This is a genomic window from Pseudomonas sp. LBUM1647 (assembly GCF_059716175.1).
Genome location: NZ_CP166809.1, coordinates 6,081,100 through 6,094,811, shown reverse-complemented (window position 1 = coordinate 6,094,811; position 13,712 = coordinate 6,081,100). Strand labels below are relative to the sequence as shown.

Genomic DNA, 13,712 nt, shown 5'->3' with positions numbered 1-13,712 from the left:
ACTTAAGCTCGGTTCAGATTGCTTCGCGGTGTCGCCTCAAGGTCGCTGGGATTGCAGCTTCAGCTACAAAGGGATTGAAGTAGAAGCTAGCTAATCTCTGCGCAGCGACACCTCTCCTAGCTTCTCGGTGCCGAGTAACTCTTCGCAACCGAAAGGCGCTACAGACTATCGAGCCGCACTCCTATCTCCTCTCGACTGCCCTTTTGCGGCAAGCAGCTTTGCTTCAGATATCAGCAAGCGTCTTTGCTACAAAATCTGTTGCTTCAATGCGCGTATGGGCTGAGGTATGGGCTGATCGGACAGGCGATAAAAAATGTCTTATATTTCAGTTGGATATTGAATTAAAAAGCCGGCTTGTGGGCGGCTTCATTTTTTGGTTTTTGCCTTATTTTGCTGGGTTCTATTAGTGGATTTACAGCTGACCCCCCATTTGTCCCCCCATTTTTAATGTTCGTGAGTCTTTGGCTCCTGTTCGGATGCCGAGTCCATTAGAGATTTCACAATCATTAACCTATCGTAGGATTAGCCTGGGGGGCACCCTGGTAAGCAATGAGCGAACTGCTTACTCGCTCAGTAATTGTCATGTTGTTCCATTTCCCCCAGCAATGAGTGAATTCCCGACAACATTTTGAAAACGCTATTCATGATCTCGCTGAGGTGGCGCACGTTCACGTATTGCAGATCCGGTAGCGACGCCGCTCCCTTTTTTGTCGTCGGATAGCGGAAAGCATAAGAGGCCGGATCGATTTCATCCAGCTGCTGGATGAAGCTCTCCATCGCCGGCAGTTCTTTGTCATCTTTGCGTGGATCGAGTTTTTCAAGGAGTTCCCGTAGCTCACCCCAGAGTGGCATCAAGCCATGGCTGTGATCGAGTTTTTCTGGTTTTTCTGCTAGCCGACGGGCTAGGGGAACCATCAATTTGAGTTCAAGCTCAATGCCTTGCCGATACAAAAAAACCAACGGATAGATGACGCTGTCTAGGCTGACTTTCCGCTCTGCTAGAGCAAACAGCAGTCCATCAGCCGCGTCTTTGTAACCCGCTGCGTATAGGTCCAAGGGAAAGTGGGTCCAACCCAGCATTGCGTTGTTATGCCAATCATCTCCCCGGATAAATAGCGGTTGCCCAGAAAAATCAGAGGGGAATTTAGAGTTTTCTAGCGGGCCCGCATCGAGCAATCCATCGATTGACTCAGTCATTGTGGTGACTTCCTAGTTCGTTGTGGTTCAGTCCCAGCCTAGCCTGTCTTAGCCAACTGTCATCACATGCCCCTGCATGTCAGCCATCCACTGTGACTGAAATGGGTATCTGTTTTGGGCGGCAAGCATGTCCCCATTCATGGTGATCGTCCGAGGCAGGCGGATTGTGCCTACATGGTTATGCAGACTGAATCGAGGCAATTGCCACGGAATTTTCTGATACTGTTTTTTTATACAGCCTTTCGTCGGCTGCTTTCTGCTTATACCTTGCCGCTTTCTACGTCAAGTGGGATAATGCGCCTAGTCCACTTTAAATTTATTAAAAATCAATAGGTTACGTGTGCAATGGACGATTCTAGAGCGCTTATAGAGAAATTAGTCCAGATCACGAAGGTTGGAGCGGTCGGCGACGGTGAGAAGGTTCGCATACAGACCCTCCGACTTATTCGAGCTTTGAGGGAGTCTGGGGATCCTCTTGCAGACCTGATACATAAAGAGGTCTTTTCACAGAAGTTCGATGAGGGCAGCGCATCTAGCATCCGAAGAGTTAAGGATGCTGGAATATCTTCGCCTGTTCCGACCGATTCGGAGTCAAACAGCGAATTGCTATCGGTCGAGGATCCAATAAAACTACCAAATGGTTTTGTTAGTTCAGATGAGATTAAAGGACCTTTGAATCTTGTCTTGTCTGAGAGTAAAAATGCGAAGAGGTTGTTGGATGCTGGAATAAGTCCAACTAGCAAAATACTATTCACAGGTCCTCCTGGAGTTGGTAAAACAGTATGTGCGAAATATTTAGCTCAGAAACTCAAGGTCCCGTTGCTGACATTGGATTTGGCTACAGTCGTTAGCAGCTATCTTGGTAGAACAGGTAATAATTTAAGGAAAGCTCTCTCTTACGCCAGAAGTAGACCCTGTGTTTTGCTTTTGGATGAAATGGATGCTATCGCAAAAAAGAGAGATGACTCATCTGACATAGGTGAAGTCAAACGGTTGGTTACTGTGATGCTACAAGAGTTAGATCAATGGCAAGGTAGTAATCTATTGATAGCCGCCACGAATCACTATCACTTGTTAGATCCTGCGGTGCAGAGGCGTTTTGACCAAGTGATTGAGTTTAAACGTCCTGGGATAGACGACTTGGTGAGAGTTGGCTTGGGGCTGAGTTCCAGTGGTGATGTTCCAAAAGCTTGGATATATTTTATTGCTTCCTTGATGGACGGGACGTCGTTTAGTGATTTTCAACGTGAGATAAATAACTTACGTAAAGCGCTCGTTCTCGAAGGGGAAAGTGGCGGGTTAGAGTATTTGCGCTTCCTTCTAGAGCGCCAATGTCCAGCGGAAGATCGTGCTAGAAGAAAAAGTTTAGCGTTGCTTCTAGTGACTAAAGGGAAAGCATCGCAGAGGACGGCAAGTAAGATAACTGGCGTTTCACGTGATACATTACGAGCAGCAATGACTGCGGGAGCTTAACATGGAAGGTAAAGAGCGGTTTCTATTTGGGCGCGGAGAAAAGTTAGCTGATCACGTTCCGTATAAAGGGGGATTCGATAATTCATTGCCTCCCTATAGCCTCTCTGAGCAAGTTGAACGCTTGGATTCAATGCTCGAAACATTGGAAAAGGATTTTAAAGAGATACCTAAAGATGCCTTGGCGGATGGTAACGCTGTCGCAGCACTTACTCTTCATCCTAAATATGTTGCTAGGTCTGGATTTCCTGAATACCTTTTAAACGCCTTTTCGCTTCGCCTTGTTGGTAGCAAGCCTCAGAAGAGCAAACCTGATGCAGGACGTGGTAGCGATAAGGAAGAGGGCGTCGCATCGACAACTTTGTACGTTGCGGGAGAGTTCAAGTCTTTTTCCAAGCTTAGGAAAAGTCTTTCTGGTATAGAGGAAGGTTCAAAACTTTCAAAAGAAATAGTGAAGGTAGAACGTTTAGAGGTTTTTAGGGCAGAGGATAGGCTTCTAGGCGAATTTGACAAGGAAGAAAATAATTTAGAAGTTGTAGTCCATTTTGATAGTGCCGTCGATCTCGACTGGGAATCTGACTTTGTAAAATTTGCTGAAAAAAGTCACATTTCACTAGATATGTCTCGTTCTTACCAAACTCGCGGATTATTATTTTTAGCAGCGAAAGGTGATGAAGAGTCCGTAAAAGAGTTGGCTAAATTTTCCTTTGTGCGCGCTATAAGGAAAATGCCTAAGCTAAGAACAATTAGTCAGCCTAAGTTGGTACGGTCAAGTGGTGTGGCTAGAATTACAATTCCGGTCGAAAAGGCTCTGGATGAAAGTTTTAAAGTTGCTATTTTTGATGGGGGCTTGCCGGATGATCATCCCTTTGGTCGCTGGGCAAAGAATATAGAGCCATCTTCAAGTTTTAATATTGGCGACGCAATCCCTGAGCTGCAAGATCATGGTCAAGCAGTTACGTCCGCGCTTTTGTTTGGTAACGTTCAGCCCGGAGCATTGGAACGGCCGTATGCTGAAGTTGATCATTACAGGGTGTTGGGTGACTTAATTGCGGATGATAGTCTTTATGACGTAATGCTGTATGTAGATAATGTGCTCTCTCAAACTAACTATCCGTTAGTTTCTTTTAGCATTGGTCCATATCAAGTCGCCGGTGATGATGAGGTTACTGCATGGACTTCAATGCTTGATGATCACTTAGGAGAAGGCGATATCTTGGCAGCTGTGGCTGTTGGGAATGACGGTGACAGGGGGTGGCCGGAATCTAGAATTCAGGTGCCGAGTGACTCAGTTAATGCCCTAGCCATTGGGGCCAGCGATGGATTTCATGATGGGTGGTGTAGAGCACCTTATAGTTCGATTGGACCAGGAAGAAGCCCTGGCTTGATAAAGCCCGACATGTTGGCTTTTGGCGGCGTTGATAGTAATAAGTTTAAGTTTTTGTTCCCCGGTCCAGTGATTGCTGAAGATCGTGGCACTAGTTTCGCCACTCCGGCTGTCATGCGTATTGCTGCTGGGCTTAGAGCTTATTTTGGAAATGCTCTGACCACGCCTGCTATCAGGGCACTATTAATTCATTCCGCAGATGACAATGGTCATGCCCGTGAGGAAGTAGGCTGGGGAATTGTTAATCCAGATATCCGAAGCATTGTTACTTGTGAGGATGGAGAAATTAAAGTCCTTTATACTGGCAAGTTAGAGCCCGGTAAAGTTTTGAGGGCGCCTATACCAATGCCAGACGAGGTCCTTGCAGGAGATTTTACTATAAAGGCTACTTTTTGTTATAGTTGCTCTACAGATCCACATATGCCTGGCGAGTATACCAGGGCCGGTTTGGATGTTAAATTCAGACCGAACAAAAATAAGTTTAAGAAAGATAAGCTTTATCCCGATACGGCTTCTTTTTTTGGCCGTCACGAAAAAAGTAATGAGCAGGAACTGAGAACTGATGCGCATAAGTGGGATACTGTTCGTAGTAATACGGTGAAAAAGAGGGGTAGCTCTCTTGTTGATCCAGTTTTTGATATTCACTATATTGCGAGAGAACCAGGAAATAGCGTAACTCCTGTACGCGCAGGAAAGTTGTCCTACGCCTTGGTTGTTACCGTCAAGTCAAACCGTATTCCTGATTTGTACGAAAAGGTTCAAGCGAAGTATCTTAGTAGTCTAGTAGCGATTCAGCCTAAAATTGAAATCCCGATTGCGCTTGGCGTCTGATTTTGAGGTCGAAAAATGAATAGAGAAGAAGAAAAAGTCATCGGCGCTCTTAACGATAGTCATTATGAGTGGCGGACTATAAAGGGGCTAAGTACAGCTACTGGATTAGATGCATCAAAGGTGCTAAGTATTATAGAAAAAAATGCATCGGAGATTGTGCAGTCATCTTCGTTTAGTCCGGCAGGGGAAGCGCTGTATTCTACTAGGGAAAAACGTAGAAAAAACTCAAGCACTTTGTCTCGCTTAGGGTCGGCACTACGTAATAGGGCGGACTAAATGGATTTTGTATCTTTTCCCGTTGTTTGTGCTTTTGTAGGGGCGCTAGCGGTTAAATCATTAGAGCTGGCCGAAATTCACAAGTTGCCAGTGACTCAACGCCCAAATTTAAAAGAGTTTGTGTATTGGGTTCCTTTCTTGGTTTTGCCTTTGATAGGTGGTTTCTTAGCCTACGTCTATATAGAGTCCAATACTACGTTAACTCCTTTACTAGCTCTGAATGTTGGAGTCACCGCACCCTTGGTTTTTCGCTCTATGGCAGAGCGCATTCCGAATAAAGTGATTGATCCAGGGGCGGGTGCTTAATTATGTTGAACAAAAAAGGGCCTTTTTAAGGCCCTTTTTCTTTATAGCTTGTTCCACGTGCGATAGAAACAGCCATCGCTCCATTACATTTTTAGAAGGTTTAACTGTTACGTGTTTTCTTAGCTGCATTATCAACTAGTGGTGCCAGTAACGCAGAGAAGATATATGCTTAATTTTTATAGTTTTCATGTGTCAGTTGCTTGATGCAAGTAATGACATGGGGCCTTTGCCTGTTCCCGGATGATCTTGATACTCTCCTATGAGATCCAAGTATTTCTGGTCCACCGGGCCGATAGGGTACGCTGAGTAAGGCTTTTTATTTACGCATTGAAGTAGTTTTGGTGCTGTGACAATAGGTTGCTTGAAAAACTGCCGTCGAATTTCACGTCCAAGAATTTCTCCAATTAAGCTTGGCACGGCGTTACCTATTTGGCGCTGAACCTCAGTTCGTCCTCCTAGAATTTCGTAATCATCAGGGAACGTCTGTAGCCTACACATCTCTCGAGATGAAAGACGCCTATTCTTCCAGTGAAAAGGGCCTATAGCGCTACCGGGTTGAGCTTGGATTGTCCATGACGGCTTGTCTTTAGCTAACTTCAACAGGAAGCTCCAGTAACGTGTTCTCCATCCAAATAACGGCAATCCTTCTCCTCTGTTTGTGTGGTGAAGATAGTTCTTCCCTTCCGGTACACTACACAGCAGATCGCCCCATTTTCCGGTCGCGGCTAGATCAGGGTGAGATAGATGCTCAAGGTCGCCTATTGCATCCCAGGCGGTACGCCATACTTCTCTGGGGAATAAGTCTAGGTCCTGCGCCTCAGGATCTCTATGTGTAGGTGCAGGGAAATTAAATGGTTGCCCGTCCCGGGAGCCTATAATGAACACCCGCTCACGAACTTGTGGTACACCGAAATCCGCTGCGTTTATCACGCCGAGATTAAAGTTGTAGTTGGTTCCTTCCTCAGAATTGATATTCTTAATTATGTTTTTTAACAGAGAAATTGCTTCATCTTTGCCTTTGTAAGTAATGCCGAAGACATTCTCCATAAGGAAGGCTTTGGGCTTTAAGTCTCTCAAAACCCGAAGGTATGCTGTAAGGGTATCTGCCCGAGGATCATCCAGACGCTTTGTATCACCTTTAGACCAATATGCAGCTTTTGAAAATGGTTGACACGGCGGGCCGCCGATTAATAAATCAGCGTCAGATTTTAGAAAGCCACCTGTGGATCGTATTTGGTCACTACTCACAAGGTGAATATCGTCATGTACGACATTCCATTGCGGCCGGTTATGGCGAAGGGTTGTGCATGCCCATTTATCAAATTCTATCGCAACGGATGTTTCGAAGCCGGCAGCTTCAAGACCTAGATCTAAGCCGCCGGCCCCGGTGTAGAGGCTAATTGTCTTGAGCATGGGAGGGTATTGCCTTACCTTGAAGGATTTTGGGCCTAGGGGGAGCATCGTACAGTGCTCCGCAGAGAAAATCTAACATAATTGTATTGGTGGTACAAGTGATTGAGGTCAAATTGAGAGCTGTGATGTCAGCCTATGCAGAGAGAACAGGCCAAAAAATTACCTACCAGCAGCTTGCTGAGCGTTCTGGGCTGTCCAAAGCCACACTGGAGGCTCTGGGTTCGCGGCCAGATTACAATGCAACGCTTTCGACAATTGACGCTCTCTGCTCTTGTCTGATGTGCAGTGTTGGAGACTTGCTTGAGTTTAAGCAAACGACCGATCCTACGGCCAACTGACATGACTATTAGAATCGATCATCGTATTGCAAAAGAAGTTCTCTATTTAGAGGTTGAAAATTCTTCCAGCGCTCCTTTGGATGTGTTTTCTGAAGAGTGGTTAGGCAAAATAAATCATCTTTCTGAACTGTGCCCTCCGAGGAAGAGCGCAACATTCATCGCTGCAATTGGTACCGCTCTACTAGCAAAGGCTATTGAGCCCGCAGTGGATGTTTATTGTTTGCTAGACCGCGATGGTGGTGAAAATTCTTATTCTGCGAGATCCTTGGCGGATAATGTTTGGGCTAAACATCGAGCACTATTAGGTATTGATTTGGGCGCTAACGGTCCTAATCCACTGAATAATACGCCATTTATTGGTAAAGCGCGCATAGATGAAATTGAAAATGTCAGGAATGCTGCTGGGTTTAATTATCTGAATGATTGTCTTCGCGAGTTAGAAAGTTACACCACGACAGCTCAAGCTCGTTTGGCTCTACGTGGTTTCATTATCGCGAGGAAAAGGGATTTTATTACAACCTTTTTTGCTGGCGAGACTGCGGGTGATTATCTTGTGCTACCTACGCTCGAGTCGGCGATTCGAGCGTTAATCACTGTTGATAGTGAAGATGGACGCTGCGCCCAAGCGGTTGCGGCAGGACTTTTAGCCTCTAATTCATCGACTAGTGATCTAGAAGTCGGTCACATTAATGATCCTGATAGAAATTTCCCTCTTGATATTGGAATTTATTACGCTGAGGGGGATGATAGGCGGTTGTCTGTTGCTGTGGAAGTTAAGGACAAGCCTGTAGGGACAGCGGAAGTTTTGTCCTCTGTAGAAAAAGCGTTAAAGTTTGGTGTTGGGACAGTGATTTATTTGGCTATTTCTCCTCGTCAGACTCAAGCTGATTTTAGGGTTGAGACCATTCGCTCGCGGGACATGGGGTGTAAGTTGATTGTGTATACCACATGGGCTGACTTTATTAAAACATGCATCGGCTTTTCAGATGAGTCCAGTGCAGTGCTCTATTCTAATGTTTATCGGATGATTGGCCGTTATTTGCAAGAGTTGGGTGTGAGTCAAGCAGGAATAAGCATTTGGGAAGGGTTTGCTGGGGAGTGATTTATTGCAGTTAGTTCTGATGCGTTGCTAAATGGTGACTCATTATTTTGGTTTTTGTTAACGTTGTTAATTCTCTATGTACTAATAGCATTCGCGCTCGATGTTTGCGAATGCTATTAGGAGAGTGAGTCTATCGAGGAGCTTGCTTTTTATAAGTTATAGCTAGTGTTTTTTTCGGGTATAGCTTAGCTATTTCGTAATCTGGATTGTAAGTAACGATATTGTGGGTTGCTATCGTAAGGCCGGCAGCTAACCCTCCAACAATGCTGAGCGCGCTAATTCCTAGGGCTGTTATACGACCTGCTGTATATATCCTGCACGTCAGTCCTTGGCATTCAATTAGCTTTTCAATGGTTTCTACCGTATCACCAAAAAACTCAGGTTCGATTTCTTTTATTTTAAAAGATCGCTTATCAGAGATCATTGAGGAAATTTCCTCGTTCGAAATACTACCTGCTGAGTAAACTCCAATATCCATATATCCTCCATTGAAAGATGGTGCTATTTAAAATAGCTCTTTGTTTATACCTAGAAGCATCATGTTTTTGTCGTAGCAAAGTGGGACTGAGTCGCAATTTCCACCTTTTTTCTTTACATCCTTTTTATCCACCAGCGGAAGATATTTAGGTAAATCCTGATCTTCGATGTCTTGCCCATTGATCGAACAGTTAAAAACCGCTGTAGTCATGCACACAACGTCAAGTTTGCTTACGTCTACCCGGCTTGATGATGGTTTTTCCGCTGCCTGTGGTTCGTAACGCTTTCCTCCGTAGCCTGGACCGGTACCCTCTTTGTAAGCCACTACACCGCCTGACGTATCCGTGCCCAAGTACCATCCAGTAGTAACGCCGTAGAGTCCAGCGGGTGCATTTCCCATAAACTCGCCTTGATGTGCGCATGTTCCTGCGCTATCGCAACTGGTAAGTCGAAATCCGGGAACAGCTTTAATGAAGCGATTTCCATTTTGATCCACGTAAGGCCGGTTCACCGATTGGTAGACTGAGTTTGGAAGAGAGCAGTTGATATGTTTGATCGATAATATCGGGGCGGGGGTCGGTGTCTTATCGCATACACGAACGTCCACATCCGCAGCGGCTGTGATAGCTATACCTGCCTGTAAAACGACTATTAGCATTGCGTTAATTAGTGAGGTTTTAATGTTCATCTTAATGCTCGGTTTTCTGATTGGGGGTTGGGTTTGCATAGCGCCCAAAAACTACGCTTTAGGGCAGTGTTCGGACTGGTAGGGCCGGCGATATGCTGTTCGGTGGTGCAGCGTGGGGGCTGTGGAACACGGTTTTCTTCTGCGAGGCTGGGCTGTCATGCACGGTGAGCTCCTTGTTTCGGCATAAATAGCTGGATGTAGGCGTATTATGTCGAGTATCGACATGTGACGCTATTCCTGTCCAGTGGGCAATGCCCAACCATTCCGCTCCAATTGGAGGGCGGTATGTCGGGCACTGAAGAAAGACAACTGGCAGTGGTCGTGGGACGGGCCATTGCCAAGCAACGCAAACGCTGCGGCTTAACTCAAAATGAGGTCGCGGAAAAATTGGGGGTGAGCTTCGACGTTGTGTCGCGTACGGAACGCGGTATCGTCATGCCTGGCATTGCGCGACTGATGCAGCTCGCCGCGATTTTTGACTGCGAGACAGCGGAGTTGCTGACAGAAACCAGTACCCGCTCTACGGATCAGGCCAGTCGCATGGCTGATTTGATCAGTGATCTCGACCACGCTGAACGGTTGCTTATCATGAGCATGGTTGAGCAGTTGGTTGCGTACATGAAGCAGAAGTAGCTTGTTTAAGATCAGGATTGGGTACTTGCAGATAATTCGATCCCGGCTTCTGTAGTGATTAGCTCGAATAACAAACCAGCTAGCAGCACTGCAATCAGGATTGGCCAGGAACGTGCCATGAGGATCGCCAGTACCACCGCTAACAGGCAGCTGGCCAAAATGCCGAAAAACATAAAAAGCAGACCGATAAAGCGTATGAAATTCATCGCGTTTTCCTTCAGGCTGAGAGATGCATGAGCGACGACCGCCCATGCGTAATGGTCGAGATCGACGTTAGGCTACCAATCGTAGAGCTGAGTTGAGTGCGCGCTGTTTGATCTGCGCTCCCTGCCCGAACCAAGCGGAGTCAACCCGATACTCTGAACTCCTGGCTCGGCGCTCGTGATCCACATACTCAGTCACGGCGTTTAACAGGCCCCATGCGGTGCCGCGAGCGGACTCCAATTCAGATCCTCGACCTTTGCCTTCGTATAGGTTTTGAATCCTCTCTAGCGCTCGCTTGTTGCGTATTACGTCAGGGACTGGGTCATCGACTTGGGTATCGCACATCACACTCATAAAGAAGCTCATGGCCTCGGGCCATTGAACCTTACGCTCGGCGAGTTCGCGCATCCGATACATGAATTCTTCCCATTGCGAGACGGCGATACCTAGCTGTTTCTTCACCGCTTGCGGATCAAAGCGCGTGCTGTGTGGAACCTTGATGGCGTGAGTAGCACCGTTCAGGGAGATGGAAAGGGTGTTGTTGCACACCACTCTCACTGTGGTCGGTGTCGCCGTGGTGGCCAACGTGCCGTCGCAGGAGGTGGCCAGCAGCAGGTAGCCGTTAACCAGGTCTTTGTCTTTAAGCTCAGCCGATTGCCCGGTACGCGCCAACGCCCAGAACTTCTTACCGCCCTTCAGCACGCCAGCGGTTTCCAGCTCGTAACCAGATACCTCTGTCAGATCTCGGTAAAACTCCAGCACCTCGCGAGGCTGTACTACCTGATAACGGTTAGAGACCACCGATAGGGCGGCTTTGGTATCGGAACGGTACAGTACCTTTTGCTCTGGGAAAGAGTGAATGCTGCCCAGGTGGCCGATAGCATCGGCTTTGAAGTGGACCGGGCTTTCCTGAATCTGCCAGTCCATGCCGGCTTCGCGCTGCCATATTTCCAAAGGTTGTTTCGGTGAAAGCGCAGAGCCCAGGCCATGCCAAGGAGCGGTGCCGACGTAGGCCATTTGTTCGATCAGGTGAGCCATTGGTGGTTCCTTTTTGAAGGTTACGCAAATAAAGCCATTGCTCTGCTGAGAGGCTTGGATGAGGTTTTTTTTACCATTGCGGATAAGGGTATGGGCGGGGGATTAACCTTGCGGACAGCTGAAAGAGGTGCCACAACCACCGCACTTGTAGTTGCCTAGTACCTGTAGATCGATCTCATCACCTAGCCTTGCTCCAGTGATGCAACCAGTCGCGCTGCTCGTCGCTATGCGAAAGACTGCGTCAGCGATCCCGGTGATTGATCTGCCTTTCGGCTTCCCGATTGAGATGCCATTTCTTCTGGATGCGGCATAAAGGGCGGCGCCCGCAAATGCTCCTGCTAACGAGAAAACGGTCTTCGCCAGCGCTTTAGGCGTTGCAGTGAGAGATCCACATGAAGGGCAATTGATTGGCATGGTGGTGCTCCGGCGTTAAAGGTCTACGGTTGTGGTTGCGGTAGTTCCGAGATGCCATTCCGTAATGTATCGCCGAATAATTTTGGGATGAGTACGCTCAGTTGAGCAGGCTCTCGGTCGTTTTGATGATCGTTGCAGCTGTGGACGCGCAGTGGTCAACGGCCATAAAGAACGGGGGTGCGAACTAACTTTCTGAGTCAGCGGGAGCTAACGTTCTGTTGGGTGCAGTGACTTGCCGTCAGCTGTTGAACGCATGGCTGTGACGCTGTGTATTTTTTTACCGGCGAGAGAACGACCACATCGCTGTTTGTTTGACGTGTACATTCGAGGCCAATGAAAACGCACACGCAGAGGGGGGATAGCACAATGCCCGTAAGCGATCAAACGGCTCCAAAAATTCTCAGAATGAAGCAGGTTCGTGAGCGGTTAGGCCTTTCACGTTCGACGATTTACGACCGAATGAACGAGCATTCGCCTCGTTATGACGCAACGTTCCCAAAGCCTGTAAGAATTGGGCTCTGTGCGGTTGGTTGGATTGAAGCATCGCTCAATGATTGGATTGAGAACCGTCCGAGTTGCTGAGAGTTCGTCATGTCAGATTTAAAATCATGAGTGCCGACCTGGCTCGATTGATTTTGTCACTAACTATCACTGAGGAAACTATTCAAGAACCTCTGTAAAGTAGGGTGGATTGTCGAAATAAGTTAGTTATTGCTGGGGGGCGAGCTTGAGACGCTTTTGGTATGTTTATAATTAACTAGCCATTGACTTGTATTAAATCCAAATAGTGATCTTTTTCAAGGTTGTCAGGTGTCAGTCTGACTGGAGGAGGAGTGTGTCTGTCAAGAACGAAACTGCATTGCTTGCGTGGTGTATGAGGCGCAAGGGATGGGATGAGGAGACCGGAGAATTAAATAACTGTGTTGTAGCTGATGAGTGGGATGTTGCAGATTACATTCGCCGAGTTGAGTCTATGCTGAAAAAGCTGTTTTCAACTAAGGCGAAGCTATTCAGCGTCGTTCAAGTAGGGCGATTTAAGCGCTCTGTTCTTCGCGCAACGGCGCTTGGACAGGAGTTTATTGACTTGCTGCAAGGGGACTTGGGTCTGATATTCGATAATTATGCGTATTACGAATTCAACCCTTACATATCTCTGTATGTGGATATTGTTTACCGTTTAGATCTAGATAGGCTCGCGGTCAGTTTGTCAGACGAACAAGTTGATAATTTTTCTGTGGCATTGGCAACTTTACAGTTTGGTATAGAGGAGTTTAGGCGAATGGGGCAAGGTTGCGAATTCAAAAATAAGCTACGGAATTTCAGGCGCTCTGCTGATAAAAATCTATTTGGAGTGAAACAGTACATTGATGAGATGTTTCGGATCTATTCTAGGTTGATGGTTGTGCGGCTCGATGTCGGGTATCGTAAAGCGCTTAACGACGCTGAATCTGGACAAAGAGTTGAATACGAACGCGTATTTAAAGATAGGGTGGAGCTTTTCAAGCGCATTCGTAAAAAGTCCGGTAAAAAACTGGTGGGGTTTGTCTGGAAGCTGGAGTACGGCCTAGAAAAAACGTATCACTATCACTTGCTTTTATTTTTTGATGGGGCTCAGGTACAAGAGGATATAAGTTGGGGGAAAATGATCGGCGAGATCTGGGTGGGCGAGGTGACTGGCGGAGAAGGGGTTTACTTTAATTGTAATAAAAACAAGAGTGACTACAAGCTTTGTGGCATAGGGACAGTTGAGTATCATGACAAGGAAAAACGCGATAATTTGCTGTTGGCTGCGTCATACTTAACTAAGCCGGATTATTATTTGCGTATGGTTCTTCCAGGTGGTGGGCGGTCGTTAGGTAAAGGTGTGATACCTCAGGGAGCATCTAGAAAAAATGGTAGACCTAGAATGAGAGCGCATATCTAAAGCACAAAGCCAAG

At 46.8% G+C, this 13,712-nt stretch carries 14 protein-coding genes; 8 read left to right on the top strand and 6 right to left on the bottom strand.

Annotated features, from left to right (window positions below):
- Positions 1–570: 570 nt before the first annotated feature.
- Positions 571–1,197 carry a hypothetical protein gene (locus ACA059_RS28175; RefSeq protein WP_497631775.1) on the bottom strand — a complete coding sequence of 209 codons (627 nt, stop codon included), beginning with the start codon at positions 1,195–1,197 and terminating at the stop codon, positions 571–573.
- A gap of 345 nt (positions 1,198–1,542) precedes the next feature.
- Between ACA059_RS28175 and ACA059_RS28170 the strand changes: the two genes are divergently transcribed.
- The 3 genes from ACA059_RS28170 to ACA059_RS28160 all read left to right on the top strand — a co-directional run bounded on the left by ACA059_RS28170 (position 1,543) and on the right by ACA059_RS28160 (position 5,467).
- Positions 1,543–2,670, top strand: a complete 1,128-nt coding sequence (locus ACA059_RS28170; protein ID WP_448210302.1) for an AAA family ATPase — start codon at positions 1,543–1,545, stop codon at positions 2,668–2,670.
- 1 nt (position 2,671) lies between these two features.
- Positions 2,672–4,885 carry a S8 family peptidase gene (locus ACA059_RS28165; protein WP_497631774.1) on the top strand — a complete coding sequence of 738 codons (2,214 nt, stop codon included), beginning with the start codon at positions 2,672–2,674 and terminating at the stop codon, positions 4,883–4,885.
- A 276-nt stretch (positions 4,886–5,161) separates the two neighbouring features.
- Positions 5,162–5,467 (top strand): hypothetical protein, encoded by a 306-nt coding sequence (locus tag ACA059_RS28160; RefSeq protein WP_448210300.1) that lies wholly within the window; start codon positions 5,162–5,164, stop codon positions 5,465–5,467.
- A 192-nt stretch (positions 5,468–5,659) separates the two neighbouring features.
- Here ACA059_RS28160 and ACA059_RS28155 read toward each other — a convergent pair whose 3' ends face one another.
- Positions 5,660–6,880, bottom strand: coding sequence for a DNA cytosine methyltransferase (locus ACA059_RS28155; RefSeq protein WP_497631773.1), 1,221 nt, complete (start codon positions 6,878–6,880; stop codon positions 5,660–5,662).
- A 125-nt stretch (positions 6,881–7,005) separates the two neighbouring features.
- On the opposite strand from ACA059_RS28155, the gene ACA059_RS28150 reads away from it, so the two are divergent.
- Both ACA059_RS28150 and ACA059_RS28145 read left to right on the top strand, forming a co-directional pair.
- Positions 7,006–7,218 (top strand): helix-turn-helix domain-containing protein, encoded by a 213-nt coding sequence (locus ACA059_RS28150; RefSeq protein WP_497634742.1) that lies wholly within the window; start codon positions 7,006–7,008, stop codon positions 7,216–7,218.
- A gap of 1 nt (position 7,219) precedes the next feature.
- A complete protein-coding gene (locus ACA059_RS28145; protein ID WP_497631772.1) occupies positions 7,220–8,320 on the top strand; it encodes a restriction endonuclease, SacI family in 1,101 nt (366 codons plus the stop codon).
- A 130-nt stretch (positions 8,321–8,450) separates the two neighbouring features.
- Here the strand turns inward: ACA059_RS28145 and ACA059_RS28140 are convergent, their stop codons facing one another.
- Positions 8,451–8,798, bottom strand: a complete 348-nt coding sequence (locus ACA059_RS28140; RefSeq protein ID WP_497631771.1) for a hypothetical protein — start codon at positions 8,796–8,798, stop codon at positions 8,451–8,453.
- A gap of 27 nt (positions 8,799–8,825) precedes the next feature.
- Positions 8,826–9,485 carry a hypothetical protein gene (locus ACA059_RS28135; RefSeq protein ID WP_497631770.1) on the bottom strand — a complete coding sequence of 220 codons (660 nt, stop codon included), beginning with the start codon at positions 9,483–9,485 and terminating at the stop codon, positions 8,826–8,828.
- Between the two features lie 285 nt (positions 9,486–9,770).
- On the opposite strand from ACA059_RS28135, the gene ACA059_RS28130 reads away from it, so the two are divergent.
- Positions 9,771–10,118: a helix-turn-helix domain-containing protein gene (locus tag ACA059_RS28130; RefSeq protein ID WP_497631769.1), complete on the top strand. Its 348-nt coding sequence runs from the start codon at positions 9,771–9,773 to the stop codon at positions 10,116–10,118.
- Positions 10,119–10,129: 11 nt separating this feature from the next.
- Here ACA059_RS28130 and ACA059_RS28125 read toward each other — a convergent pair whose 3' ends face one another.
- Positions 10,130–10,324 (bottom strand): hypothetical protein, encoded by a 195-nt coding sequence (locus tag ACA059_RS28125; RefSeq protein ID WP_497631768.1) that lies wholly within the window; start codon positions 10,322–10,324, stop codon positions 10,130–10,132.
- Positions 10,325–10,391: 67 nt separating this feature from the next.
- Complete coding sequence (locus ACA059_RS28120) at positions 10,392–11,360, bottom strand: DUF932 domain-containing protein (protein WP_497631767.1); 969 nt, start codon at positions 11,358–11,360, stop codon at positions 10,392–10,394.
- Between the two features lie 747 nt (positions 11,361–12,107).
- Between ACA059_RS28120 and ACA059_RS28115 the strand changes: the two genes are divergently transcribed.
- The gene (locus ACA059_RS28115) at positions 12,108–12,356 is read left to right on the top strand and encodes a helix-turn-helix transcriptional regulator (RefSeq protein ID WP_497631766.1); all 249 of its coding nucleotides are present in this window, start codon (positions 12,108–12,110) and stop codon (positions 12,354–12,356) included.
- 253 nt (positions 12,357–12,609) lie between these two features.
- The gene (locus ACA059_RS28110; protein ID WP_497631765.1) at positions 12,610–13,698 is read left to right on the top strand and encodes a YagK/YfjJ domain-containing protein; all 1,089 of its coding nucleotides are present in this window, start codon (positions 12,610–12,612) and stop codon (positions 13,696–13,698) included.
- Positions 13,699–13,712 lie beyond the last annotated feature (14 nt).